The 25,896-nt window shown below is 67.0% G+C and carries 19 protein-coding genes and 1 tRNA gene; 11 read left to right on the top strand and 9 right to left on the bottom strand.

What is annotated here, in order from left to right; translation table 11 throughout:
* Positions 1-199 precede the first annotated feature (199 nt).
* From H7K45_RS10675 to H7K45_RS10665, 3 genes are all read left to right on the top strand, one after another.
* On the top strand, positions 200-2,023 hold the full coding sequence (locus tag H7K45_RS10675) for an Hsp70 family protein (protein WP_263996959.1): 1,824 nt from the start codon (positions 200-202) through the stop codon (positions 2,021-2,023).
* The gene (iniR, locus tag H7K45_RS10670) at positions 2,023-4,500 is read left to right on the top strand and encodes an isoniazid response ATPase/transcriptional regulator IniR (protein WP_263995773.1); all 2,478 of its coding nucleotides are present in this window, start codon (positions 2,023-2,025) and stop codon (positions 4,498-4,500) included. The genes H7K45_RS10675 and iniR overlap by 1 nt, the downstream gene beginning before the upstream one ends.
* Positions 4,501-4,716: 216 nt before the next feature.
* Positions 4,717-7,770, top strand: a complete 3,054-nt coding sequence (locus tag H7K45_RS10665; protein WP_263995772.1) for a (Fe-S)-binding protein — start codon at positions 4,717-4,719, stop codon at positions 7,768-7,770.
* Positions 7,771-7,774: 4 nt separating this feature from the next.
* Here H7K45_RS10665 and H7K45_RS10660 read toward each other — a convergent pair whose 3' ends face one another.
* Positions 7,775-8,188 (bottom strand): hypothetical protein, encoded by a 414-nt coding sequence (locus tag H7K45_RS10660; protein ID WP_263995771.1) that lies wholly within the window; start codon positions 8,186-8,188, stop codon positions 7,775-7,777.
* Between the two features lie 149 nt (positions 8,189-8,337).
* On the opposite strand from H7K45_RS10660, the gene H7K45_RS10655 reads away from it, so the two are divergent.
* Both H7K45_RS10655 and H7K45_RS10650 read left to right on the top strand, forming a co-directional pair.
* Positions 8,338-9,633: a pyridoxal phosphate-dependent aminotransferase gene (locus tag H7K45_RS10655; RefSeq protein ID WP_263995770.1), complete on the top strand. Its 1,296-nt coding sequence runs from the start codon at positions 8,338-8,340 to the stop codon at positions 9,631-9,633.
* 34 nt (positions 9,634-9,667) lie between these two features.
* Positions 9,668-10,894: a YibE/F family protein gene (locus H7K45_RS10650; protein ID WP_263995769.1), complete on the top strand. Its 1,227-nt coding sequence runs from the start codon at positions 9,668-9,670 to the stop codon at positions 10,892-10,894.
* Here the strand turns inward: H7K45_RS10650 and H7K45_RS10645 are convergent.
* From H7K45_RS10645 to dcd, 6 genes are all read right to left on the bottom strand, one after another.
* Entirely contained in the window at positions 10,891-11,640 is a 750-nt protein-coding gene (locus tag H7K45_RS10645) for a maleylpyruvate isomerase family mycothiol-dependent enzyme (protein ID WP_263995768.1), read from the bottom strand. The genes H7K45_RS10650 and H7K45_RS10645 overlap by 4 nt on opposite strands.
* Before the next feature lie 2 nt (positions 11,641-11,642).
* The gene (locus tag H7K45_RS10640; RefSeq protein WP_263996958.1) at positions 11,643-12,956 is read right to left on the bottom strand and encodes a cytochrome P450; all 1,314 of its coding nucleotides are present in this window, start codon (positions 12,954-12,956) and stop codon (positions 11,643-11,645) included.
* Positions 12,957-12,976: 20 nt separating this feature from the next.
* On the bottom strand, positions 12,977-13,303 hold the full coding sequence (locus H7K45_RS10635; protein ID WP_263995767.1) for a DUF1330 domain-containing protein: 327 nt from the start codon (positions 13,301-13,303) through the stop codon (positions 12,977-12,979).
* 9 nt (positions 13,304-13,312) lie between these two features.
* On the bottom strand, positions 13,313-14,653 hold the full coding sequence (locus tag H7K45_RS10630; RefSeq protein WP_263995766.1) for a UDP-glucose dehydrogenase family protein: 1,341 nt from the start codon (positions 14,651-14,653) through the stop codon (positions 13,313-13,315).
* 91 nt (positions 14,654-14,744) lie between these two features.
* A complete protein-coding gene (locus tag H7K45_RS10625; RefSeq protein ID WP_263995765.1) occupies positions 14,745-16,319 on the bottom strand; it encodes a DUF7159 family protein in 1,575 nt (524 codons plus the stop codon).
* Between the two features lie 157 nt (positions 16,320-16,476).
* Positions 16,477-17,046 (bottom strand): dCTP deaminase, encoded by a 570-nt coding sequence (dcd, locus tag H7K45_RS10620; RefSeq protein WP_263995764.1) that lies wholly within the window; start codon positions 17,044-17,046, stop codon positions 16,477-16,479.
* Positions 17,047-17,182: 136 nt separating this feature from the next.
* Between dcd and H7K45_RS10615 the strand changes: the two genes are divergently transcribed.
* The 3 genes from H7K45_RS10615 to H7K45_RS10605 all read left to right on the top strand — a co-directional run bounded on the left by H7K45_RS10615 (position 17,183) and on the right by H7K45_RS10605 (position 19,096).
* Positions 17,183-18,016 carry a cutinase family protein gene (locus H7K45_RS10615; RefSeq protein ID WP_308206401.1) on the top strand — a complete coding sequence of 278 codons (834 nt, stop codon included), beginning with the start codon at positions 17,183-17,185 and terminating at the stop codon, positions 18,014-18,016.
* A gap of 40 nt (positions 18,017-18,056) precedes the next feature.
* Positions 18,057-18,965: an LLM class flavin-dependent oxidoreductase gene (locus H7K45_RS10610; protein WP_263995763.1), complete on the top strand. Its 909-nt coding sequence runs from the start codon at positions 18,057-18,059 to the stop codon at positions 18,963-18,965.
* Between the two features lie 57 nt (positions 18,966-19,022).
* Positions 19,023-19,096 (top strand) — tRNA-Gly (locus H7K45_RS10605).
* A 499-nt stretch (positions 19,097-19,595) separates the two neighbouring features.
* Here H7K45_RS10605 and H7K45_RS10600 read toward each other — a convergent pair.
* Together H7K45_RS10600 and H7K45_RS10595 are read right to left on the bottom strand one after the other, a co-directional pair.
* The gene (locus H7K45_RS10600) at positions 19,596-21,605 is read right to left on the bottom strand and encodes an AAA family ATPase (protein WP_263995762.1); all 2,010 of its coding nucleotides are present in this window, start codon (positions 21,603-21,605) and stop codon (positions 19,596-19,598) included.
* Positions 21,606-22,110: 505 nt separating this feature from the next.
* The gene (locus H7K45_RS10595) at positions 22,111-22,932 is read right to left on the bottom strand and encodes a hypothetical protein (protein WP_263995761.1); all 822 of its coding nucleotides are present in this window, start codon (positions 22,930-22,932) and stop codon (positions 22,111-22,113) included.
* A gap of 276 nt (positions 22,933-23,208) precedes the next feature.
* Here H7K45_RS10595 and H7K45_RS10590 point away from each other — a divergent pair, with 276 nt between their 5' ends.
* Genes H7K45_RS10590 through H7K45_RS10580 form a run of 3 tightly spaced genes read left to right on the top strand, consistent with a single transcriptional unit; the run spans position 23,209 to position 25,895 of the window.
* The gene (locus H7K45_RS10590) at positions 23,209-24,339 is read left to right on the top strand and encodes a helix-turn-helix transcriptional regulator (RefSeq protein ID WP_263995760.1); all 1,131 of its coding nucleotides are present in this window, start codon (positions 23,209-23,211) and stop codon (positions 24,337-24,339) included.
* Positions 24,340-24,393: 54 nt separating this feature from the next.
* Entirely contained in the window at positions 24,394-25,224 is an 831-nt protein-coding gene (locus tag H7K45_RS10585; protein ID WP_263995759.1) for an alpha/beta fold hydrolase, read from the top strand.
* A complete protein-coding gene (locus H7K45_RS10580; RefSeq protein WP_263995758.1) occupies positions 25,221-25,895 on the top strand; it encodes a dioxygenase family protein in 675 nt (224 codons plus the stop codon). The genes H7K45_RS10585 and H7K45_RS10580 overlap by 4 nt, the downstream gene beginning before the upstream one ends.
* Position 25,896 lies beyond the last annotated feature (1 nt).

The following is a 25,896-nucleotide window of genomic DNA, read 5'->3' as shown; positions in this document are numbered from 1 at the left end:
CCACCCCCGCCTAGTGGGCATTAGGGGCCGACGCGTTAGGGGTTCGCAATCGTTAGGGGGATGTAACCCGTCGGCCCGTCGAGCGCCGCTATGGTGAGTGCTGGCTTTCTCCGATCCCCCCAAGGGATGCGCCTTTACCCCACCGGCGAAGCCGGACACACCAACCGAGGAATTGCGGCACATGAGCGAACCACGGGACATGACCGAACCACTTGGATTCTCCGTCGGATCCACCAATTTGGTGGCGGCCCGCGTCGGATCTGCTCCGATCACGCGGCGATCCGTCTTGGTCGTCTACCCCGACCGCGCTCCCGAAGTGGGCGTGTTTCCGGGCCCCAATCAACCGGGCCTCGTGCTGGCGGGCTTCGTCGAGCGGGTCGGCGACCCGGTGCCCCTGGTCGCGGCAGACGGCTCCTCTCATCGCGGCGAGATCGTGCTGACCGAAGCGCTCGACGTGATGGCTCGCGAGGTTGGCGGTGGCGCGCCGGTGACGATCGCCGTACCGGCGTACTGGGGCCCCGGGGTGCTCGGCACGCTGCGCAACGCCCTGCGTGCGAAGCCCGCGCTGTCGCCCGGCGGTGTGCCCGCCACTCTCGTCCCCGATTCGGTTGCCGCGCTCGAGGGTTTGCGCGCGAACCCGGGCCTGCCGTCGCAGGGTGTGGTGGTCTTATGCGATCTCGGCGGGGGCGGCACCAGCATCACGCTGGCCGACGCGGCGGCCGGTCTGTCCGTCATCGGCACCACCATCCGGCATCAGGACTTCTCCGGCGATCTGGTCGACCAGGCGTTGCTCAACCACGTGGTCACCGGCATTGCCGAGGCCAACACGGCCGACCCTGGCAGCACTGCGGCCGTCGGATCGCTGAGCCGGCTGCGCGACGCGTGCCGCGCCGCCAAGGAGCGGCTGTCCGCCGACACCGCCACGGTGATCAAGGCCGAGGTGCCGGGATACTCCTCGGACGTCCGGATCACCCGTTCCGAACTCGAGGGCCTGATCGAGACGCCCCTGTCCGGTCTGGTGGCGGCCATCTCAGAGCTGTTGCAGCGCTACCGAGTTCCGCTCGCCAGCGTGTCGGCGGTCGCGACCGTCGGCGGCGGCGCCGCCATCCCACTGGTCACGCAGCGCCTCTCCGAGCAGTTCCGCGCGCCCGTCGTGACCGCACCGGTACCGGTGCTGTCGATCGCGGCGGGTGCCGCCGTGGTCGGCGCTCTGGGATTCGACGACGCGCAGACGGGGATGGCGCCCACCGGCATGGCCCCGAGCGTCGACGCACCTACGGGTCTGGCCCCGACGATGGGGTGGGCGGGGGCACAGGTCGCCGGTCCCCCGGGTGACAGCGGCGCCTTGGCGTGGTCGCAGGACGACGACGTGCCTGCCAGCGAGCCGATGCCCTACGCCGGAGGCGAATACAGCTCGGAGTACTCGTCGACGGGTGCTCGCCCCGAGATGGCCTTCGCCCACGAGGAGGAGGACGACCGGCCCGACTCCGAACCGCTGCCCTGGTACAAGCGGCCGCCGGTCCTCTTCGGCGCGGCCGCGGCTGCCGCCCTGCTGGCGGTGGGCGGGTTCGCCGCCGTGCAGCTGACCGGAGGTTCGACGGACAGCGGAACCGTCACCGAGGTCGTCACCATCTCCTCGACCGGGGCGAACGGTCTGGTGACCACCAGCCTGTCGACCAGAACCTCGACCCAGGCCAGCTCCGCGCCGAGTGACACCTCCACGGTCTCGAATTCGCCGACCTCCGATTCGTCGACGACGTCGCCGACCAGCACGACCACCACCACGTCGCCGACGACCACCACGACCACGACGACCACGACGACGACCACCACCACCACCACCACGACGACGCCCCCGACGACGACGACCACCCCGCCACCCACCACCACGACCACCCAGCCGCCGGTCACCACCACGCAACCACCGGTGACCACCACGCAGCCGCCGGTCACGACCACCGTGGCGCCACCGCCCCAGACGGCGACGACTCCGGTGATCGCCCCGGTGACACCCGCGGCCTAGTGGTCCTCAGCGACGCGGTCGCGACCTGGCTGTCGTCGCCGACCGAGCCCGCGAAGGTGCTGGTGTCCGGCGGGATGGGCACCGGAAAGACGACCGCGCTCGCCGCGATCCGGGGGGCCTTGCGCGCCGCAGGCGTCACCGTCGTCGCCCGTCCCCCGCGCGCCGGTGACCCGCCGGGTGTCGCCGTCGTCGTCGACGACGCCCATCTGCTGAGCACGACCGAGCTGGGTCGACTGCTGGACCTCGTCGGCGATCCCGCCGCAACGGTCGTCGTCGCCGCCGAACCGCTGTCCCATCAGCCGGCCGTGACGGCGCTGCGCACGGCCATGGCCCGGGAGGCCCCCGAGGTGGTGCTCGCCCCGATGACGCCGACCGAGGTGCACCGCGTGGCCACCGACCTGCTCGGGGCGCCCCCGTCGGCAGAGCTGGTCGGGAACGTGCTGGCGGCCAGCGCCGGCCTGCCGTTCTTGGTTCGGGCCGCGCTGTCGGCGGCGCGGTCGACCAACGACACCTCCGTGGCCGAGGCCGTCGACCGCGCGGTCCGGGTGGCGTTGATCGAGCGGTTGCGCCGCGTGGAGGAGGCGGTGCTCGACACCCTCCTGTTGTCGTCGCTGAGCCAAGAGCTCGGCCCGGACGACGTCGCCGCGGCGTTGGGCGTGAAACAGGAGGAGGCGCAGCGCTTGGTGGACTCCGCCCGGGCCAGTGGTCTCATCGCCCCCGCACTCAGCAACGCCTTCGCCGTCACCGTGCATCGCAGCGTCGCCCAGATCATCGGCGCAGCCCGCCATCACCAGGTCGAGACCTCGCTGTTGCGAACACAATTGGCGCAGTCGACGCTCCCGACCGACCTGGCACTGCGGCTCGCCGAGCACGGCCTGCGCGACCCCGGGCTGGCCGCGGCGCTGACCGATCTCGCCGCCAGGCACCAGGATCACCCGGCGACCGCGGCCCGGTTGTACCGCGCGGCCACCAGCGTTGGCGCCAGCGAGGTCAGCACCAAGCTCGCCGACGCGCTCGCCCTGACCGGGGACTGCGCCACCGCGGGCCGGCTCGCCGACGAGCTTCTCGGCTCCGAGGTGGCCCCCGACCGGGCGGCCGCGGTGCGCATCGCCGCCAGCGTCGCGTCGCACGACGGTCGCGCCGCCCAGGCGGCCGAACTCGTCCGCTGGCTCGGCCCGTATCCCGATGCCGCTGTCGGAGCGGCCGCGGTCGTGGCGGCTCTGGGGGTGGGCGACGTCGCGACGGCGCGGGCCGCGGCGGCCGTCGACTCCGACGGCCCGCCCACGTCGACCGCGCGTGCGGCCCGCGCCGTGGCCGAGGGCCTGCTGCTCACGGTGGACGGCACGTATCCGGCGGCCGTCGCCCGGTTGGCGCAGTCGGTGACCGAGCAGGCCTCGGCCGCCGTGAGCCCGGACACCGCCTCGGCCCTGGTCACGTTGGTGGCCATGCACGGCGGCGACTCGGTGCGGGCCCGCAGCGTCGTGGGCCGGGCGGTCCGCGGCACCGGCGACGACGACGGGTTCGTCGGGCGGCGGCACGCCCTGCTGCTGGCCTGGGCACGGATGCTGGACGGGCAGCTGACCGCGACCGACGCCGCCTCGGTCGCGGCCGGCGACGCTCACCGTCGCGACGCGCTGTGGGCGGCGGCACTGCAGACGGCGGTGGCCCGCCGCGCCGGTGACACCGGCGCGGTGCAGAAGCATTGGTACGCGGCGATGGAGGTGCTCACCGAGTACTCCATGGACCTCTACGCACTGCTACCGCTCGGTGAGCTCTGGGTGGCGGCTGCCCGGCTGCGGCAGGTCGACCTGATCACCCCGGCCGTCGACGAGGCCTTCGGACTGCTTGGCGCCCTTGGCAATCCGATCCTGTGGTCGGTTCCGTTGCACTGGTCGGGCGTGCACGCCGGCATCCTGGCGAATTCACCGGCGTCGGTGGCGCCCCACGGTCAGGCGCTCACCGCGGCGGCCGCGCACAGTTCCTTCGCGCGGGCGCTGGCCAACGCGGGCCGTACGTGGTTGCGGGTGCTGGCCAACCATGTCGACGCCGGTGAGGTCACGGTGGCGGCGCGCACGCTGACGCAGTTCGGTCTGACCTGGGATGCCACCCGGCTGGCGAGTCAGGCCGCGCTGCACACGCCTGACGGCAAGGTGTCGGGGGCGATGCTGCAGCTGGCGCGCGATTTGAAGATCGCCACAGGCGGTCTCGGCGACGGCGGTGAGGTGGTCGACGTGCCTGCCGTGGCGTCACCGCGGCCCGGGTCGCCTGCGGCCCGCGAGCCCCGACTGTCGGAGCGGGAGCGCGAGGTGGCCGAGTTGCTGCTGCAAGGCATGCCGTATCGGGACATCGGCAGCCAGCTGTTCATCTCCGCGAAGACCGTCGAGCACCACGTGGCTCGCATTCGGCGTCGGCTGGGGGCCGAGTCGCGGTCGGAGTTGATGTCGATGTTGCGGGCCATCCTGGGTTCGCCAGGTTGACCGTCGTGCCGTGTGACCACTGACACAGGGAGGGCGGACGCACCGCGTACGACGAGCGCACTCGCAGCCGCCGCCCAGCTGACCAACCGGTAGGTTAGGCCATCCTTCGTAGCGACACGAAAGCGGCGGATGCCACTATGAGCTGGTATTCAGCGAAAGTTACCCGCCGGTAACCGGCACTCCTACCGAGCGGTAACTTCAACCCGGGAGGCACGCGTGGACACGCAGACTCTAATCAGGCTGACCCTTGGCCTGCTGTTGACCGCAATCGTGCTGGCGTTCGCCGCCAAGCGCGTGCTGTTCCTCACCAACCTCATCCGGTCGGGCCAGCCCACCATCGACGAGGAAGCCCGCAAGGACAACCTCAAGGCCCGCATCACCACGCAGTTCACCGAGGTCCTCGGGCAGAAGAAGCTGCTGAGTTGGTCCATCCCCGGCATCGCCCACTTCTTCACCATGTGGGGCTTCTTCGTCTTGTCGACGGTGTACCTCGAGGCGTACGGCGTGCTGTTCAACCCGAAGTTCGCCATCCCCTTCGTCGGGCACTGGGATCTGCTGGGGTTCCTGCAGGACTTCTTCGCCCTCGCCGTGCTGCTCGGCATCGTCGTCTTCTCCATCATCCGGCTGCGTTCCGAGCCCAAGGAGTACGGCCGCGACTCCCGCTTCTACGGCTCGCACACCGGCGGCGCGTGGCTGATCCTCTTCATGATCTTCAACGTCGTGTGGACCTACGCGCTGTTCCGCGGCGCGGCCGTCGCCACCGGCAACCTGCCGTACGGCTGGGGCGCGTTCTTCTCGCACTCGATCGGCGCGGCGCTCGAGCCCCTCGGCCACGGTGTCAACGAGATCATCGAGACCGTCGCGCTGCTGCTGCACATCGGCGTCATGCTCGTCTTCCTGTTGATCGTGTTGCACTCCAAGCACCTTCACATCGGGCTCGCGCCGGTCAACGTGACCTTCAAGCGCCTGCCGAACGGCCTCGGCCCCCTGCTGGCCATGGAGTACGACCGCAAGTACATCGACTTCGAGGATCCCGCCGAGGACGCGGTGCTCGGTCGCGGCAAGATCGAGGACTTCACCTGGAAGGGCTACCTCGACTTCACGACGTGCACCGAGTGCGGCCGCTGCCAGTCGCAGTGCCCGGCGTGGAACACCGGAAAGCCGTTGTCTCCCAAGCTCGTCATCATGAACCTGCGCGACCACCTGTTCGCCAAGGCGCCCTACATCATCGGCGGCCAGGAGAGCCCGCTCGAGAACACCGCCGAGGGCGGCATCGGTGAGGAACTGCGCGGGGAGAAGCACTCCGAGGAGCACTCCCAGCACCACGTCCCCGAGTCCGGCTTCGAACGCATCCTGGGCTCCGGCCCCGACCAAGCCACCCGTCCGCTCGTCGGCACCCTGGAACAGGGCGGTGTCATCGATCCCGACGTCCTCTGGTCCTGCACCAACTGTGGCGCCTGCGTCGAGCAGTGCCCGGTCGACATCGAGCACATCGACCACATCGTCGACATGCGCCGCTACCAGGTGATGGTCGAATCGGAGTTCCCAGCCGAGCTCAACGGCCTGTTCAAGAACCTCGAGCGCAACGGCAACCCGTGGGGTCAGAGCGCCAAGGAACGCACCAAGTGGATCGACGAGGTCGACTTCGACGTGCCGGTCTACGGCGAGGACGTCGACTCCTTCGACGGCTTCGAGTACCTCTTCTGGGTCGGCTGCGCCGGCGCCCTGGAGGACCGCGCCAAGAAGACCACCAAGGCCGTCGCCGAACTGCTGGCGACCGCGGGCGTGAAGTTCCTGGTCCTCGGCAGCGGCGAGACCTGCACCGGCGACTCCGCGCGCCGCGCGGGCAACGAGTTCCTGTTCCAACAGCTGGCCGCGCAGAACGTCGAGACCATCAACGGTGTGTTCGAGGGCGTCGAAACCGTCGACCGCAAGATCATCGCGACCTGCCCGCACTGCTTCAACACCATCGGTCGCGAATATCCGCAGCTCGGCAGCAACTACACGGTGGTGCACCACACCCAGTTGCTGAACCGCCTGATCCGCGACAAGAAGCTGGTCCCCGTCAGCCCGGTCAGCCAGGACGTGACCTATCACGACCCGTGCTTCCTGGGACGGCACAACAAGGAGTACTCCGCTCCCCGCGAGCTCATCGGCGCCTCGGGCGCCACGCTGACCGAGATGCCGCGCCACGCCGAACGCGGCCTGTGCTGCGGCGCCGGCGGCGCGCGGATGTGGATGGAGGAGCACATCGGCAAGCGCGTGAACCACGAGCGCGCCGAAGAGGCACTCAACACCAACGCCTCCAAGATCGCGACCGGCTGCCCGTTCTGCCGCGTCATGATGACCGACGGTGTCGGTGACCGTGCCGAGGAGATGGGCAAGGAGGCCGAGGTCCTCGACGTCGCGCAGCTGCTGCTCGCCTCACTCGACAAGGACTCCGTCACCCTGCCCGAGAAGGGCACCGCGGCAAAGGCGTTCGCGACCCGGGTGGCCGAGCGCGAGGAGAAGGCACCGGCCGCGGCCGAGCCCGTCGTCGCCGAGGAGACGACTGCACCGGCCGCCGAGGCCGAGACGGAGACCGCCGCACCCGAGGCCCCCGTCGCGCCGGCCAAGGGTGGTCTGACCATCGCCAAGAAGCCGGGCCGCAAGCCCGGCGCCAAGGCCGAGGCAGCACCTGCGCAGGCCTCTGCGCCCGCCGAGGCACCCGCCGCCGCCGAGGCGCCCGTCAAGGGCCTGGCCATCGCCAAGAAGCCGGGTTCGAAGAAGGCCGCCGCCCCGGCTGCCGAGGCCGCACCGGCTCCCGCCGCTCCCGCCGAACCGGCTGCCGCCGAGCCGCCGGTGAAGGGGTTGTCGATCGCCAAGCGTCCCGGCAGCAAGAAGGCCGCACCCAAGGCCGAGACGCCACACGAGGGCGACTCGACCGTCGTGCAGCCGGCCAACGTCACCCCTGACGAGGCCCCCGCGGGTACCGATCCGGCGGACTCCGCAGACTCGGATCTCGGTCTCTCCAAGCCCGAGCCCGAGGTGAAGGGTCTCGCGATCGCCCGCCGCCCCGGCAGCAAGAGGACCGCGGCCGCCAAGCCTGCCGAAGCGGCCACGCCGCAACCGAATTCGGCGGAGGCGTCGGCACCCGAGCCGGCCGCCGACTCAGCTCCCGCACCGGCCGCCGAGGCGACCCCCGAGAAGGCCAGCGCCCCCGCCGAGCCCGAGGCTCCCGTCAAGGGGCTGGGCATCGCTCCGGGAGTCCGCCGCCCGGGAAAGCGGTAGAGCCTCAGCTCACCTGGTGTAGCTGGAACGGCGCCGAGGTCAGGGTGCCGCCGGGGCAGTCGTAGTTCGAGTCGGTGGTGATGGTGCCGGCCAGGGTCGCCGGGTCCAGCGCCAGCGAGATGTAGGCGGGTGCGTAGCTGCCGTCGTCGCAGATGGCACCGTCGGGCTTGGTGATCCGGAAGTTCCACAGCCCGCCGACGAGCGTGGCGGGGACCGACCAGCCCTGGTTGCTGGAGACGGTGCCGGTGCATCCGGTGGGAGCACACGTCGTCGCAATCGTCCAGAGGTTGAGGACGTCACCACCGGAGTACGTGCCGTTGATCAGCGGCGGATCCGCCAGCGCTGGTGCCGCGACGCCCGCGGCTACGGCCGTCATCGCGGCGACGGCAGCCACGATTCGTGTGGTGACCAGCTTCATCTTGGCGCCTTTCGCCGGGTACGGACTCAGCAAGTTAACAGTCGGCCCGGCGCGGACAGGGGGATCACGGCGCTCGTCGACCACTTCGTGTCCAACCTGCCGCCGAAACGACGGCACACCGACTCATCCGGCGGAGCCCTCGGCGAATAATGCGCTTGAGCGGCCGTGGGAGACTTAGCGGTGTGAGTACCCATCAGGTGCCCTGGCAGACAGGACATCAGCCACGGCAGCGCACGTTCGCGCAGTCCACGAAACTGCAGGACGTCCTCTACGAGATCCGTGGGCCCGTGCACCAGCACGCGTCACGGCTCGAGTCGGACGGTCACCGCATCCTGAAGCTGAACATCGGCAACCCCGCCCCGTTCGGCTTCGAGGCTCCCGACGTCATCATGCGCGACATCATCGCGGCCCTGCCCTACGCCCAGGGCTACTCCGACTCCAAGGGCATCGTCTCCGCCCGTCGAGCCGTGGTGACCAAGTACGAACTGGTGGACGGCTTTCCCTACCTCGACGTCGACGACGTCTACCTCGGCAACGGTGTCTCCGAGCTCATCACGATGACGCTGCAGGCGCTGCTCGACAACGGCGACCAGGTGCTGATCCCGGCGCCCGATTACCCGCTGTGGACGGCGTCGACCGCGCTGGCCGGCGGCACGCCGGTGCACTACCTGTGCGACGAGACGCAAGGCTGGATGCCCGACGTCGCCGACATCGAATCCAAGATCACCGAGCGCACCAAGGCGATCGTCGTGATCAACCCGAACAACCCGACCGGCGCGGTGTACACCCGCGAAAACCTCGAGCAGATCGCCGAATTGGCTCGCAAGTACCAGCTGTTGCTGCTGGCCGACGAGATCTACGACAAGATCCTCTACGACGACGCCGAGCACGTCGCGATGGCGTCGGTCGCACCCGATCAGCTGTGTCTGACGTTCAACGGCCTGTCGAAGGCCTACCGCGTGGCGGGATACCGATCCGGTTGGCTGGCCATCACCGGGCCCAAGGAGCACGCGGCGAGCTTCCTGGAGGGCATCAACCTGCTGTCCAACATGCGGTTGTGCCCGAACGTACCCGCGCAGCACGCCATTCAGGTGGCCCTCGGCGGCCACCAGAGCATCGAGGACCTCGTCCTGCCCGGTGGGCGTCTGCTCGAGCAGCGTGACGTCGCGTGGAACAAGCTGAACGAGATCCCCGGCGTGTCTTGCGTGAAGCCGGAGGGGGCGCTGTACGCGTTCCCGCGGCTCGACCCCGAGGTGCACGACATCCACGACGACGAGCAGTTGGTGCTCGACCTGCTGCTGCAGGAGAAGATCCTGGTGGTGCAGGGCACCGGATTCAATTGGCCCGCACCCGATCACCTTCGCATCGTGACGCTGCCATGGGCCCGCGACCTGTCCAACGCCGTCGACCGGCTTGGCAACTTCCTGGCCAGCTACCGGCAGTAGTCACGGCCCCGCCTTTCCCCTCTACCCTGTCCGGGTGGCGCATTCGCACTCGCATTCCATGTCCTCCGGCCCGGCGCCACTGGGCCCGTTGGCGGCCAAGATCGTCGTCGGACTGCTGGTGGCGATCGGGGTGGCCGTCCTGGCCGGGATGGCGTTGCTGTGGCCGAGCCACCAGAGCGTCGACGTCCCCCTTCCGTTCCAGAACGCCGCCGGCGGCGCGGTGACCACGGAGTCCGGGCGGGTCGTCTCCAGCGCGCAGGGGCCGTGCGGCAGCCCGTCGGCCGGCGGAGTGTTGACCTCGACCCCCGTCGCCGCACCACCCGGTGGTGGGACGTGCGTGCAGTCGCTGGTCGAAATCGGATCGGGTCCCAACAAGGGCGCTGACACGCTGCTGGAGTTCAGCGGCGGCCCGGGCCAGCCGAGCCTCGCCGTCGGCGACGCCGTCCGCGTCAGCAGGCAGGTCGACCAGAACGGCACCACGACGTACGCCTTCTACGACTTCGAGCGCAGCTGGCCGCTGGGCATCGTGGCCGCCCTGTTCGCGGTGATCGTCGTCGCGGTCGCGCGGTGGCGCGGGCTGCGAGCCATCGTCGGCATCGCGGTCGCGTTCGGTGTGCTGATGGTGTTCCTGTTGCCCGCACTGCGGGACGGGGCGCCCGCGGTTCCGGTCTCGCTGGTGGCCTCCGGGGCCATCTTGTACGCGGTCATCTATCTGGCCCACGGGGTGAGTCTGCGCACCAGCGCCGCCCTGCTCGGTACCCTCACCGCTCTGCTGCTGGCCGCCGGATTGTCCTGGGCCACAATCGAACTGGTCCACCTGACCGGTCTGTCGGAAGATCAGAACAACGAGGTGGCCGCCTACCTCGGCAACGTGTCGATCACCGGCCTGCTGCTGGCCGGATTCATCATCGGGTCGCTGGGCGTGCTCAACGACGTGACGGTCACCCAGGCATCGACGGCCTTCGAGATCGCCGAACACGGCGCCACCCGCCGGGCAATCTTCACCGGGGCGATGCGCGTGGGTCGCGACCACATCGCGAGCACGGTCTACACCCTGGTGCTGGCCTACGCGGGCAGCGCGCTGCCGTTGCTGCTGCTGTTCAGCGTCGCCAACCGGTCGCTGTCGGATGTGCTGACCAGTGAGAGCGTGGCCATCGAGGTCACCCGCTCCGCCGTCGGCGGCATCGCACTAGCCCTGTCGGTGCCGCTGACGACGGGCATCGCCGCGGTGCTTGCGACGCCGCAGGCGGAGAACGCCTAGAAGGGCGTCCCGTCGAGCCAGGCGTTCCATACCGCCTCGTCGCCGAACACCTCGAGGCCCGCATCGGCCGTGGAGCGTCGCCGGGTCAGCGCCAGGAACAGGCCGACCGCGCTGCCGCGCACCGCGGCGTCGCCCTTGGCGTGGGCGTGCGACCACTGCAGGCCGTCTTCGTCGTTGGTGATCGTCCACTCCCCCGTCGGACCCAGTCCGACGTCGGTGGCGTGGAGGTGAAGCGTCGATCCTCGCGGTAGCGGCGGATGGCGCCGGTCGGCTCCGGCGGTGGCGAGGGTGATCCACTCGCTGATGCCGTCGGCGGCGAGTTCGGCCGGCAGCTGATAGTCGCCACCGACGGCCAGGACCGCGTCGGCGCGGTGCACGGTGGCCTCGTGGACGCGACGTCGAATCCACCAGCCCGCCGGCTTGGGCCCGTTGAAGGTCCACACCCTGGTTTCGGCGCCTACCCGGTCGACCGCCGCGATGACGGCCTTGGCGCTCGCGTCGAGCCACTCGATCGCGCCGTCGGCGTCGCCCGGCGGCTTGCCACCGCGTACCTCACGGGGGTCGAGCGCATCGAGGCGACGCTCGGCGATGATCTGCGCAGACCAGAGATGACCCCGGCCAACGTGTTTGAGCAGCTGGTTCATCGTCCAGCCGGGGCAGGTCGGCACTGGAGCTTCGGGGTCGGCGGTGCGGACGACCTCACCGAGGGCCCCGGTCTCCTCGAGCAGCGTTGCGCGGAAGTCCACGCCTAAGACGGTACCGCCGCTCGGGCCTCGCCGAGCGTGATCGGCAACGTCGCCCATCCGCGCAGCACACGTGTGTCGCGACGGCTGCCGGCACCGGCGAGCCGTGCGTCCGGGTAACGGTCGAAGAACGCGCGCAACCCGACCTCGCCCTCGGCGCGGGCCAGTGCCGCACCGAGGCAGAAGTGCCTGCCACCGGAGAACGACAGGTGCTTGCCCGCGTTGTCACGGGTGACGTCGAACCGGTGCGGGTCCGCGAAGACCGCGGGGTCGCGGTTGGCGCCGGCCAAGTACAGGATGACGAGCTCGCCGGCGGCGATCTGGTGCCCCGCGACCTCGGTGTCGACCCGAGCCAGGCGGGCACTGAGCTGAACGGGCGACTCCAGCCGCAGGATCTCCTCCACCGCGCCGGGCCACAGGTCCGGATCGGCGCGCAGCATCGCCAGCTGGTCGGGATGCTCGAGAAGGATGCGAATCCCGTTGCCCAACAGGTTGACCGTGGTCTCGAAGCCCGCGGCGAGCACCAGACCGGCGGTCGCCCGAAGCTCCTCGTCGTCGAGCCGGGTGCCCTCGTCGCCGGCGGCGATGATCTGGCTCATCAGGTCGTCGCCGGGATGACGCCGAAGGTGGCCGAGGTGCTGCTCGAGCCACGTGTTGAACCCGTCGAGTCCCCGTTCGACCCGCAGGTACTGGTCCCAGGACAACCCGACGTCGAGACTGGGGGCGGCCAGTTCACCGAACTCCAGGATCCTGGGCCGGTCATGGTCGGGCACACCGAGGATGTCGCCGATCACGGTGACGGGCAGCTGCGCACAATAGGCGTCGACGACGTCGACGCGGTCGGTCGGCCCGGCGACCACACCGTCGAGCAGGTCGGTCGCCGCCCGTTCGACCCGTTCCCTCAGTGCCGCAACGGCTCTGGTGGTGAACACCGACGACACGGTCTTGCGGTAGCGGGTGTGCTCGGGTGGTTCCACCGACAACATCGACGGCGGAAGGAGCGGGTGCAGCCTGCCCTTGACGGTGGTCTTCTGCTCCAGCCACCCCAGCGGTCCCGGTAGGGTCTTGCCGATCGCGGTGACGGAGAAGTCGTCGGAGCGCAGAAGCTGATGGGCCAGGGCGTGGTCGGCCGTCAGCCAGGCGGCGCGGCCGCGAACGATGGGGCCACGGCCGCGAAGTTCGTCGGCGAAGCCACCGGGGTCGGCCCGCACCGTTGGATCGGCGATGAGCCTGCCCTGCATCTCGCCGTGCTTGGCGCCGTAGGACGCCAGCCCGCGAATCACCCCGTGCAGGGCGAACCAGTGCAGTCGCTGTCGGATGCTCGGCCTAATCGCCTGGGTCATCGCTCGAGCTTAAGCACCGGCCGCAGATCGGCCAACCGGTCGAACAGTTGCCAGACGTAGCCCGAGGTTCCGTTCTCGCGGTGTGCGTGCAGATCGGCCAACGAGGGGTCGTTGCAGTACCCGTCGAAGGCGTCCTTATCGGGCCACTCCACCAGGATCAGCACCTGACGGCCGGCCACGTCGCCCTGCACGTTCTCCCGGAACTTGCCCAGCGCCACCACCTTGCCGCCGTAGCGGGCGACTTCGTCGACCGACCGTTTCGAGTACGCCAGGTACTCCTCGCGGTCGGCGACGTCGAACAGGTTCAGCGCGTAGACGGTCATGGCTGCACGTTACGACGGGAGCGCCTCCGGTACGCGACGCCCCAGGGCGAACACCCGCCAGCCCGCGGCACGCCACCGATCGGCGTCGAGGCAGTTGCGGCCGTCCACCACGATGCGGGAACGGACGGTCGCCGCGAGCTCGGTTGGGTCGAGGTCGACGAATTCCTGCCATTCGGTGAGCACGAGGACCACGTCGGCCCGGTCGGACGCCTCGAGGACCGACGCCGAGTAGTTCAACGTCGGGTAGAGGCGCCGCGAATTCTCCACCGCCTTCGGGTCGTACACGTTGACGTTGGCGCCGTTGAGTTGAAGCAGGCCCGCGACGTTGAGCGCAGGCGAGTCGCGCACGTCGTCGGATTCGGGCTTGAAGGCGGCGCCGAGGACGGCGACGTTGGCCCCCAGTAGGGAGCCACCGCACGCCTGGGTCGTCAACTCCACCATCCGGGTGCGCCTGCGCATGTTGATGCTGTCCACCTCGCGGAGGAACGTCAGCGCGTGGTTGGCGCCCAACTCGCCGGCGCGGGCCATGAACGCGCGGATGTCCTTGGGTAGGCAGCCACCACCAAACCCCAACCCGGCGTTGAGGAATCGTCGACCGATTCGGGGATCGTACCCGAGCGCGTCGGCCAGGGTCGTCACGTCGGCGTCGACGGCCTCGCACACCTCGGAGATCGCGTTGATGAACGAGATCTTGGTCGCCAGGAAGGCATTCGCCGAGACCTTGACCAGTTCGGCGGTCTGCAGGTCGGTGACCAAGAACGGCACCCCGGTCTCGAGGATGGGGGCGTAGAGCTGGCGCATCGCCGCCTCCGCCCACTGCGAATCCGGTTGCACCCCAAGCACGATGCGATCGGGATGCAGGGTGTCCTGCACCGCGAAGCCCTCTCGCAGGAATTCGGGGTTCCACGCGATCTCGACGCTGACCCCGGGCGAGGCCAGCGCACGGGCCCGTTCGGACAACTCGGCCGCCGTGCCGACCGGCACCGTCGACTTGCCCACGATCACCGCGGACCGCTCCAGGCGCGGCACCAGCGTGTCGATCACGGCGTGTACGTGGCGCAGATCGGCGCCGTACTCGCCCTTCTTCTGAGGTGTGCCGACGCCGAGGAAGTGCACGTCGGCGAAGGCCGCGGCCTCGTCGTAGTCGGTGGTGAACTGCAGCCGCCCGGCATCGAGATTGTCGCGCAACACCTTTCGCAGCCCGGGCTCGTAGAACGGGATCTCACCCGAGGAGAGCTTGGCCACCTTGCCCGGGTCGACGTCCACGCCGATGACGTCGTGTCCGAGTTCGGCCATGCCGGCCGCGTGGGTGGCGCCGAGGTAACCCGTCCCGAACACAGTGCATCGCATACCGCCTGCTTATCCGCTGGGGGTGAGCTGAAACCCACGCGACACCCAGCGGCAGGCCAACGCTGGGTGACCAACCGGATTCGGCTCGGTGTCAGCGACCCGCCGGCGCGCAGAAGATCAGGAAGCAGTTGGTGCCGCCCCCACGTCCCCCACCGGGGCCGTCACCACCACGGCCGGGGCCGTCGTCACCACGGCCGGGCCAGCCTCCGTGGCCACCCGAACCGGGCCAGTCGTCGTCGTGCGAGGAGCCTTGATTGCTCGGCGGTTGCCACGGGTTCTGCTGCCACGGCGGTCGCTGCGGCTGCGGTTGCCACTGCGGCTGTTGCTGGTACTGCGGGTACTGGTTGTACTGCGGGTACTGGTTGTACTGCGGATACTGCTGCACGGGCGGCGTGAAGATGTTCGGAATCAGCGGCGGGAGCACCGCGGGAACGGGTGGCGGAGCCGCCGGTGGGGCCGGGTCGGGTGCCGGTGCGGCCGCGGGTGGGTCGGGAGCCGGCGCGGGCGGCGCCTCGGGAGGTGCGACGTAGACCTGGCGACGCGGCGCCTGCTCCTGCTGGACGACCGGGATGGGTGCCTTGATGGTCTCCGCGGGCGGGGCGGGCGCAGGCGCGGCGGGGGCCGGCGCTGGCGCGGGGGCCGCCTCGGGCAGCGTCGCGGCGGGAGCGGCGGCGTTGGGCACGATCGCGCTCTGCCCGGGGTCGGGGCGCTGGTCGGCCGTCGGACGGATGCTGACCGCCAGCGAGATGACCAGGGCGATGACGCCGATGACGAACACCGAGGTCAAGGCGCTGCCCACCAGGAGGAACGGCTTGCGCCCCTCTTCGGCGGGCGACTCCTCGGCGAAGTCGAGGTCCTCGGCGCCGAGCGGCGTGGCCACCCCGGCCAGCGCCATCTGGGTGTCGGCGCCGGCCAAGCCGGGATAGTCGTTGCCTGCGGTGATGCCGTCGGGATCCTGCGAGTAGGCCAGTCCCACGGTCGACGCGTCGAAGATGGGGGCGTTGGCGGCGGCGATCGCCGCGCCGCGCGCCAGGGCCAAGCCCGACTCCTCGGGGGCGCTGACCGGCACGTCGACCAGGTCCTGCAGGTGTGCCTTGACCGAGGCGACGTCGACGCCGGATCCGACGACGAACATGCCTTGCGGCGGGGACGCCTGCGCGGCGGCGGCCGACGCCATGTCGGACAGCACGGCCATCGCGTCGGTGCTGTGCAGGCTGCGGCTGAGCACCTTGACGATGGAGCCGTCGTCGGTGCGGACCACCGAGAGCGTCGCGGTGTCGCGGTCAACGAACAGCAGGCCGGTGGTCTCGTACCCGACGGCGCGGCCCGCGGTCTGGGCGAGCGCGCCGGCGGCGTGCAGCTCGGAGACCAGGATGGCGTCGTGAACCCCGGCGGCGGCCAGCGCATCACGCAGCTTGGCGGCCTCTTCGTGGTCGCTCCAGGTGACGCCGATGGCCTTGAGCTGGTGGCCACCCTCGCGGGCGCTCTCCAATGTTCCCAGGACGGCGGCGACAACCTGCGAGGACGCGCTCGACGCTGCCGAGCCGTCCGACGGTGTGACGTCGAAGGTGTCGTGGTCGACGATCTCGCCGTCGGCCTCGTTGCCCTCGACGAGCACCAGTCGCACCGTCTTTGGTGTCAGGGACACACCAAGCACGATGTCCACGAACGCCTCCAAAGTCTTCGCTGTGCTACTCGTTTTCGTCACTAGGGCTTGAACGCACGTGGCACGCCCGGATGTTTCATCGCCGTCGGCGACGCGGTCGTTACACCGGACGCAGCGTCCCTTAGCCCGCTCTTAAACCTTACCCGCGACGGCTGAGTCAGTGCTTGACGAAGTTCAGGTAGGACTTCGACGGGGTCGGTCCGCGCTGGCCCTGGTACTTCGAGCCGACCGAGGAGCTGCCGTAGGGGTGCTCGGCGGGGCTGGTCAGACGCAGCAGGCACAGCTGACCGATCTTCATGCCCGGCCACAGGGTGATCGGCAGGTTGGCCACGTTGGACAGCTCGAGGGTGATGTGACCGCTGAAGCCGGGGTCGATGAAGCCGGCCGTCGAGTGGGTCAGCAGACCCAGGCGTCCCAGGGACGACTTTCCCTCCAGCCGGCCGGCGAGATCGTTGGGCAGGGCGCAGCGCTCCAGCGTCGAGCCGAGCACGAACTCCCCCGGATGCAGCACGAAGGGTTCGTCTTCCTTCGGTTCCACCAGCGTGGTCAGGTCGTCCTGGCGCATGGCGGGGTCGATGTGGGTGTACCGGGTGTTGTTGAAGACCCGGAACAGGTTGTCGAGCCGGACGTCCACGCTCGAAGGCTGGATGAGGCTGTCGTCGAACGGGTCTATCGCCAGGCGGCCTGCGGAGATCTCGGCCCGAATGTCGCGATCGGAGAGCAGCACCCGACGAGCCTAGCGTCGGCGGCGCACGTCCCTGGCACCGTGCCGTTGACTAAGGAAATTCTGGGTTTCCTGACGAAACTCTGTGTCTTCGCGAAGTGGGACGGCAGTCGCGATACAGGCGTGACAGCATTTGCCAATGGGGCTGTTGACTCGTAGTGGGGCCATCGTGACGTCGGTGTTGACGGCGTTCACTGCTATGTCGTGCGTTGCCGGGCCGACCGCGTCGGCGGCGCCGTGTCCGGACGCCGAAATCGTGTTCGCTCGCGGGACCACCGAGGCGCCGGGGGTGGGTCCCGTCGGGGACGCGTTCGTCAGCGCCGTGCAGGCCCGGGTCGCGCCCAAGTCGGTCGGCGTGTACGCGGTCGACTACCCCGCCACGATGGCGTTCTCGACCGCCATGCAGGGCATCGTCGACGCGCGGTCGCACATCCTCGCCACGACTGCGGCGTGCCCCACCACCAAGCTCGTGCTGGGCGGCTTCTCCCAAGGCGCGGCGGTGATGGGCTTCGTCACCGCAAGCGTGGTTCCCGACGGGGTGAGGCAAACCGACGTGCCCGCCCCCATGCCGCCCGAGATCGCCGACCACGTCGCGGCGGTCGCGTTGTTCGGCAAGCCCTCGGCCCGCTTCATGAACGTCATCAAGGATCCCGACGTCGAGGTCGGTCCCAGTTACGTGGGCAAGGCACTCGAGCTGTGCGTCGACGACGACCTCGTCTGCGATCCGCACGGCAGGAGCTTCTCGGTGCACAACACCTACGTCGAGGCCGGCATGGTCGACCAGGGGGCGACGTTCGCGGCGCAGCGACTGCAGGCACTGTGGGCGGCGGACGCGGCGGCCGGTACCGAGCCAGGCCCCGCCGGCGTCGTCGATCAAGACCCGTCGCAGCACCTGGCACCAGGCGTCCCCATCGCCCCCGGGGCGGTGCCCCCGCCCGGGCCGACGGCTCTGACGTACTCGCCCACGTCGTAACCGCGAGCGTTCCGCCAGCTTTCGTCCCTAGACTGGCCAAGTGCGATTCTCCGTGTGGCCGTCGACGACTCAACCGTGGGACGACGTACTCGAACTGGCCACGTTCTCCGATGACGGGTTCTGGCATTCGATCTACGTCGCCGACCACTTCATGTCCCCCGGCGACGAGCCGGGCCGGACCAGCGACTGGCTGGAGGCCACCGCCGTGATGGCGGCCCTGGCCACCGTCACGTCCAACATCCGGCTGGCCAACCTGGTGCTGTCGATGACGTTCCGGCATCCGGCCGTGCTCGCCAATCTCGCGGTGACGATCGATCGCATCAGCAACGGCCGCTTCACCCTTGGCCTCGGCGCGGGCTGGCAGATCACCGAGCACGAGCAGTACGGGTTGGCACTCGGCGAGCCCAAGGAGCGGGTGGACCGCTTCGCCGAGGGGCTGGCGGTGATCTCGGGGCTGCTGACCAATGAGACGACGACGTTCGACGGGCACTACTACCAACTGAAAGATGCGCTGTGCGAGCCCAAGCCGCTGCAGTCGCCGCTGCCGCTGCTGGTGGGCGGGACGGGTCCGCGAATGCTGCGGCTCATCGCGCGGCACGCCCACGAGTGGAATCAGTGGTCCTCACCGGGCGGGTTCGGCGAGAATTCCAAGGCGCTGGACGCGGCGTGCGAGAAGGAGGGCCGCGACCCGGCCACCGTATGGCGTTCCACGCAGGCCGTGGTGATCGTCACCGATTCGGCCGAGTCGGAGGCCAAGGCGAAGGAGGCCGCAGAGTCGATGCCGCAGCCGGTGGTCTACGGGCCGGCCGAGCGGATCGCCGAGGCCGCCGCGACGTGGCGTGACGAGGGCGTCGACGAGGTGATCGTCCCCGACTTTGGCATGCCCCGCGGTCCGCAGCGGCTCGACTCCTACCGGGCACTGGCCGAGGCGTTCGCACCGCTGGCCTGACGGCGTACCAAGCCTGCAGAGGTGCTAGCCTTCGTGCTCACCAGCACTGCTGGTCAGGCCGATGTAGTTCAATGGCAGAACATCAGCTTCCCAAGCTGAATACGCGGGTTCGATTCCCGTCATCGGCTCCAGAGTTCGAGCAGTGGGAATGCCGTTACGACTGTTCGATCAGACCACGTCGGTGTGAGGCAATGTCACAAGCCGGTTCAGAGTCGCGCCAGCAGCCTTGCAGCCTTGAGCGCACTGTCTTGCGAGTGGGCCTACAGCTCAATCGTGAGAGTGGCGCCCCTGGGCCCGATCCGTGCCGCGACCACGGCCGCTGGGGCAACCTATAGATGCGTCAGCTTCGCACATATGTGCCGTGCCGCGCGGCGGATACCTGCGGCTTTCGCAATGTCGCGCTAACAGCGCGATAGAACGCCAGGTGCGTACGGCCGACCTCTCGCGAGCCCGTCTGTGTCTAGTAAATCGACATGGACAACACCGAAGCGGAGCTGAGTAACCGCGTCCGCAGCATGGGACACAAAAACGCCGCACTGGAGGCTGGGGTTGCCCCGTTACCGCGATGGAGTTGCGCGCCTCAATCTGCAAGCGGCTTTTTTCTCGCTAGAAAACTCGCCGTTCGTCGGGTCAGGAACTTGTGATGGGGCGCAACAACTTCTGACCTGTGCCGATGTCCTGCAAATGATAGGCCGCATCGCCTAGCATCGCGAGCAGACTGTCGAGATTCTCGCTTGTTGCGAAGATGAGCTGGCCACCCCTCGTGCCCTGGCCTGCCGCCTCTTGTAAAAGCTCCCGATAGCTTTCCGACGCCGTATCTTGCTGTTTCGGCTCATCAAATATCAACAGATTGAGATGGTTCCCGCCATGTTCATCGGCGACCCTGAGAATGCCCATCAAATATGCCCAAATCACGCGAATCATATCGCTAGCGGACAAGTCGAATCCTAAATCGAACCCTTCGTGAGCCGGCCTGTAGGTCTCCCGACTAATGTCAACTTCGCTAGTACTTAGAGAGCTGAAACCGTAGCGCACAAGCTGTGACCTGAGATAGTTCTCTAGGGCGAGTATTTTCACTAGGTCTGTGCCCTGCAAATCATTGACATTCAGCGATCGAAGCAATTCACGTTGCTTTTCCCAGAGCTTCGCGATCGACACGAGACCTTGACGCAAGTCAGCCAAGTGGCGGCCGCTCTCCTCTAGCCGCTCAACACGGTCTTGTAGCCGTAGTCGATTAGCCACGTCAATCGCCGATGGCGCACTATCGGCACTCACAAGTGTCTCGCGAAGCGCCCGGACCTTCCGCCGCGCGTCTGTCAGCGCAGCGCGAGCACTCCGTTCACGAACACGAAGAGCAGAACCCGCGCTCTCAATATCGTTCAACGCTGAGCGCAACGTTGTCAATTCACGGCCGATGAAATCAATGTTCTCTTGGACAGCCATTACGTGTGACGAGATATCCATACCATCATGAACATCCTGGTGACATGTCGGACAGATGTGTTCCCCAAGTAGTTCTGTCGCAAAATTTGCACCTAGTTCAACGAGAGTACGAGCATCTTTGTGCTTTTGTAGATCGGCTTCGAGGGCATCAATTCGGAGTTCCAATTGATTCCGTCGGCGCCGATACTCTTCTCGTTCATTTACAATAACTGCGACTTCAACGAGTCGGTCATTGATGGCGTCCTCCTCGAGAGCAACATCAGTGTCGAGTTGCGTCGATACATCCCTCACCGCTGGAACAGACCGAGCCGTCATAGCCGAAAGCTGATCACGCAACTGCGGTATCGCCTCATCAAGCGCCACCCAATCACCCTCGACAACCGTCAGAGGCTGAGCAGTATCTTCCTCCAAAGACTCTTTGAGAGTTGACGGAATCTTTGCCAGCGTAACGCCGGCAGCATCCGCAGCCTCTCTCATTTCGCGCATCGATTGACGCCATTGCGCCTCTAATTCGGTGATCGAGGAAGATATCCGCTGTTTTTGTAAAATTAGGTCAAATATTTGGAGGCTAAGTACAAATTCCGCCGACCTCTTGCCCACATCCCTAATACCGAGGTACGTCGGGATTCGCGCCTGTACGCCGGACCATCCGTGTTTTTGCTCGACGTAAAAATATGGGAACAAAGTCTCCATGTATAACGGTATCTCTGAGCCATCGATCCGCGTTACATTTGGGAGTGTCCAACCAATGAAGTCCGCTAAGAAGTAGTGAAAGCCGGCCTCACGCTGAGCACCACCTGCACGACGAACGAAAAAATCGCGCGACTCGTAAGCATTCGTATCCGTAAGAGCTGGACCCATTGTCACATTGATCAATTTCGTATTCACCGACGGATGCTTTACGAATCTGCGAACTGTGATAACCACCCCATTCCTGTTGGCTACCTCTAGTTCGACGTACGACTCCATGACATCGAATTCCTCGGAATCGAACGCGAGCTTCTCCGTCATTGAATGCGGTAGCGGTATCTGGTGCGATGCCCCGAGCATCCCTTCTAATCCCAGGGCATAGATGATCGCTTGAAGGGTCGTCGACTTACCGCTTGTGTTATCGCCACGGATGATGTTTAAGCCCTCTTGAAAAGTGAATGTGTGACCGAACTGTGCCCCCGAGACAGTCTCGACCACCAATCTCACGGCGATAAGTCTGAGGCCAGGAGTTAACGCCATTCCGTCATCTCTTTCATCGCCCTTTGTGAAATATTTCTGGGCAGCTTTTCAAGAAAGTTCTTTTCGTCTGCGAGAACGCCGTCTCTAGTTCCTACGGCCTGAGCCATCGCCACGCCTTTAGGAGAAAGCTTCACGCTCCCACGGCGGTCAGACTCAACTAGACCTTGGCCAACGGCTAAGTCGATCGTTTGCGTGAGCGAGGGATCAAATCTGACTATTATCTCATCTGGTATGGGCTTATTGTCGAACCACCGAATAATCAGATCACGAGAATTCTCGGAACGAATAGCCCACCACAGTGTGTGTAAGTGTTCGATCCTCGCCGTCTTCGCTCGAAATCGAACCAGCAGTAGACAAAGAACTGCCAGTCTCCATGAAATACGCAAGTCACCTGGGATAGAATCATTCCGACGTCTGAACCCAATTTTCGTGGGCCGGCCGGCGAATAGTTCCTCCACCGCTTCGACCGACGTCATTTTGACCCCACAAAGTCCAACGGGCAGCGGAACACCCAATCTGCAACGGCTGACCACGCGAGCACACGCGCCGATAGTTGATCGACGGTCGGCGCTGCTATGCAAATTTCCTTCGCCAGCTCTTCGGCGATCGACTTTACGTCGGCCAGTGTTTCGGCTGCACCCGGCGGGTACTCGAGAGCGAGCAAGTCTTCTTTCATAGACTTCACTCTCGCTACTGCCTGCCATCCGTCCGGAAAGCTACTTCGCAAGCTCGTCAACATGTTCTCACCTTTTAGATACTGTGAGAGCAGTGTACGCAGCGCCGCCGACAAACCCTCGCCTACCAGCCCCAAGTCGCCTAGCTTGCGCTGGGCGTCTACGAATAGCGGGTTGTTCTCCTCTTGCCACTTTGCTATCTCCACACTGCCTATTGGCCGATTGTCTATCAGCGGGCGTGGTATGGACCAAATTTGATCGCGTTCGCAGTCATAATTTTCGTCAGTCTCTATGGTGATGGCGAAATCATCTGCAATGAACGGCAGTTTCCAGCCACGGACCTCTAAGGCTTTAGCTTGGGCATGCTTGACCAGTTCCTTCGATTCATGCCTCGGAACCATAAAGACATATATATGGATCTTTACACCGTTAAAGAGTGCGATTAAATCTAGTCGCTTTGTTGCTTTATTTAGTTTGTTTAGATCCGAAGTAAGCTTGCTCCGTTGTTTTTCATACAGCTCCTTTACATCGAGTGGCTCTTCCGCCGCATAACACTGAAATGCAACGCCGTCATGCGTGAATGCCTCAACGCCAAGGTCTCCCCGGTCGCGATCAGGCACCTCTTGTAGCTGATGATCAGCGTACCGAGCCTTCAACAAACGAAGGCAGTAGTCTTGCCATTCGTTGCCGTTCCATACCCGATAGTGCCCAGTAGCGTTCAATCGGCCCTCCCGGCGGAGACCTTACAACGGGAATGGCGGCGCAGAGCCCCTGACCAAGTTTTCGCTGCGTCTAGTCACCCAATCCGATGGTCCGTCGACCTCCAACCCTGACTGGATCGCCGGCAGAATCAGCGATATGCAATATATTGCGCTCTCCTACCGTTACAAGCAGGCATGACGCACCTGATCGGACGCGAGGTCGAACTCGACCGCATCGCCGCCTTCCTCGCCCGGGCCCGGCGCGACGGTGACGTCCGACTGGTCCGCGGTGAACCCGGCGCAGGCAAGTCCGCTCTGCTCGACGCGGCCGCCGACCGGGCACGCGCCGTCGGCATGCACGTGCTGCGCGCCTCGGGCTCCGAACTCGACGCACACGTCGCCTACGCCGGCCTCAACCAGCTCCTGCTACCTCTGCGCAACGCGCTAACTCACCTCGATCCCGAAGCGCAACAGGCTCTTTCGGTGGCACTCGGATTTGGCTCCGGACCGCCACCGACTCCGCTGCGGGTCTGCAACGCCGCGCTGTCCCTCGTGATCGCGGTCGCCCATGAGCGCCCCGCGCTTCTGCTCGTCGACGACGTCCCCCAGGTCGACCGGGCCAGTGCCGCCGCCTTCGGCTTCATTGCCCGCCGCGTCCAGGGTCACCCCGTCGGGATGGTCCTGTCCTACCGCACCGGTGAGGACTGCCCCTTCGACCGGATGGGGCTCACCGAGCAACTGCTCGCTCCGCTCGACGACGCGGCATCCGCGCAACTGGTGGACGCCACCTGGCCGGATCTCCCGTCACGTGTCCGCCGGCGGGTGCTCGGCCTCGCCCGCGGAAACCCCCTCGCACTGGTGGAACTGCCAACGGTGCTGAATGAACGCACGCTGCCGACCGATGACCAACCCGTTGTCGCGCCGCTGAGCGACCGCCTGCGAAGCCTGTTCGAGTCCCGCGTCGCGGACCTGCCGGAGGCCACCCGGCGGCTCCTTCTCTCGGCTGCCATCGAGGGTGACGGGGACGTGAAGGCCCACCTCGTCTTGACTGCATCGCGGCAGAGCGACGGACCTCGGCGAGCGTCACCCGAGGTCGTCAAGGCCACCAGCGGCTTGACGTCACAGGAGCTTCACGTCGCCCACCTGGCGGCCAGCGGGCTCACCAACCGCCAGATCGGCGAACGCCTGTACCTGTCGCACCGAACCGTGGGAGCGCATCTGTACCGCGTCTTCCCCAAGCTCGGCGTGTCCTCCCGCGCCGGGCTCCGAGACGCGCTGTCCGACCCGGATTTAGGTCGAATGACTGATTCGCATCGGCGGCACTGACGCGATAGTGACTGTGCGCCCATTCTGCGCTCACATCAACGATCAAGGAAGACAATGCGATTCATCATCTCCGCAGCGACGACCATCGTCGCCGTCGTCATGCTGGCGGTACTGGCGGCCTGCGGTGGCGCGCTCGCGGTGTCGGGCCCCTCCGAGCAACCGGCGGAGCCTGGCAAGCCCACGGTGGTGCTGGTCCACGGCGCCTTCGCCGACTCCTCGAGCTGGAACGGGGTCATCCAGCGCTTGCAACGCGACGGCTATCCCGTTCTCGGCGTGGCGAATCCGCTGCGCGGGCTGCAGCAGGATGCCCGGTACGTCGCCAGCGTCCTGGACAGTGTGCCTGGCCCGGTCGTGCTGGTCGGACATTCCTACGGCGGATCGGTGATCAGCGAGGCCGCCGTCGGGCACGCCAACGTCAAGGCTCTGGTGTACGTCGCCAGCTTCATCCTCGAACCGGGTGAAAGCACGTCGGAGTTGGCGGGCAAGTTCCCCGGCGGCCAACTCGGTCCGGCCCTGCACACCGTCCCCGTGCCACCTGCAGCCGGCAACGTGGACACCGATCTCTACATTCAGCAGGACCAATTCCGCAAGGTGTTCGCCGCCGACGTGGCACCGGACGTCGCCGCGCTGATGGCCGCCACCCAGCGACCCATCACCAAGTCGGCGCTCGACGAGCCGGCCACCCGGGCGGCCTGGCACGACGTCGCATCCTGGAATCTGGTCACCACCGAAGACCTTGCGATTCCGGCCGATTCGATGCGCTTCATGGGAGAACGCGCCATGTCGACGACGGTGGAGGTCGGAGCCTCGCACGCCGTGACCGTCTCTCGCCCCGACGCCGTCACCGACGTCATCGACCAAGCCGCTCGCGCAACCGCGTCGTGACCGGCCATGACCTCACCACCGTCGCGGCGGCACGCTGGGCCACGGCCCACGACGAGCCGAAGGCCACGCCGGCCACGGTCCCTCGGCCCTTCCACGTCGAGGGCTCTCCGACGTTGGCCTACGGGGCGAACATGGCCGACGGCGTCGACGGGACACCCCTCTACGTCACCGGTCTGGTTCGCGACCTCTCCGGCAGGCCCGTCGCGGCGGCGGTGCTCGACGTGTGGCAGGCCGATGCCGACGGACTCTACGACAGTCAGGTAGTCGGGGACGAGGTCCGGCTGCGCGGGAAGTACACCTCGCGTGCCGACGGCACCTTCTGCGTGCAGACCATCGCACCGCTCGGCTACTCCATCCCCATGGATGGACCCGTCGGAGAGTTGATCTCGCGTACCGACATCAGCCATTACCGCCCGGCGCACGTGTACTTCTTGATCACCTCACCCGGTCAACATTCGCTGACCACGCACCTCTTCGCCAGAGGCGCAGCCTATCTCTACTCCGACGTGTTGTTCGGCACCAGGTCCGAGCTGGTGGTCGACTTCGACCGTCGTCCCCCGGGGCCTACCCCCGGTGGGGGAACCTCCGACGTGCCCTGGCTGTCGGCGCACTACGACTTCGTGCTGCAGCCGAGAACCGACCGACCACAACCGACTGATGAAGGACGATGAC

The sequence above is a fragment of the Mycobacterium yunnanensis genome, from assembly GCF_025823185.1.
In the GTDB taxonomy this organism is placed as follows: Bacteria; Actinomycetota; Actinomycetes; order Mycobacteriales; family Mycobacteriaceae; genus Mycobacterium; species Mycobacterium yunnanensis.
This window is presented reverse-complemented; position numbering and strand designations above follow the sequence as displayed.

Excerpts from the sequence above, each read along its gene's own strand:
- H7K45_RS10585 (WP_263995759.1), top strand. The coding sequence starts at position 24,394 with ATGCGATTCATCATCTCCGCAGCGACGACCATCGTCGCCGTCGTCATG.
- H7K45_RS10655 (WP_263995770.1), top strand. The coding sequence starts at position 8,338 with ATGCGCTTGAGCGGCCGTGGGAGACTTAGCGGTGTGAGTACCCATCAG.
- H7K45_RS10675 (WP_263996959.1), top strand. The coding sequence starts at position 200 with ATGACCGAACCACTTGGATTCTCCGTCGGATCCACCAATTTGGTGGCG.
- H7K45_RS10635 (WP_263995767.1), bottom strand. The coding sequence starts at position 13,303 with ATGACCGTCTACGCGCTGAACCTGTTCGACGTCGCCGACCGCGAGGAG.
- H7K45_RS10615 (WP_308206401.1), top strand. The coding sequence starts at position 17,183 with ATGGGGCTGTTGACTCGTAGTGGGGCCATCGTGACGTCGGTGTTGACG.
- H7K45_RS10590 (WP_263995760.1), top strand. The coding sequence starts at position 23,209 with ATGACGCACCTGATCGGACGCGAGGTCGAACTCGACCGCATCGCCGCC.
- H7K45_RS10660 (WP_263995771.1), bottom strand. The coding sequence starts at position 8,188 with ATGAAGCTGGTCACCACACGAATCGTGGCTGCCGTCGCCGCGATGACG.
- H7K45_RS10630 (WP_263995766.1), bottom strand. The coding sequence starts at position 14,653 with ATGCGATGCACTGTGTTCGGGACGGGTTACCTCGGCGCCACCCACGCG.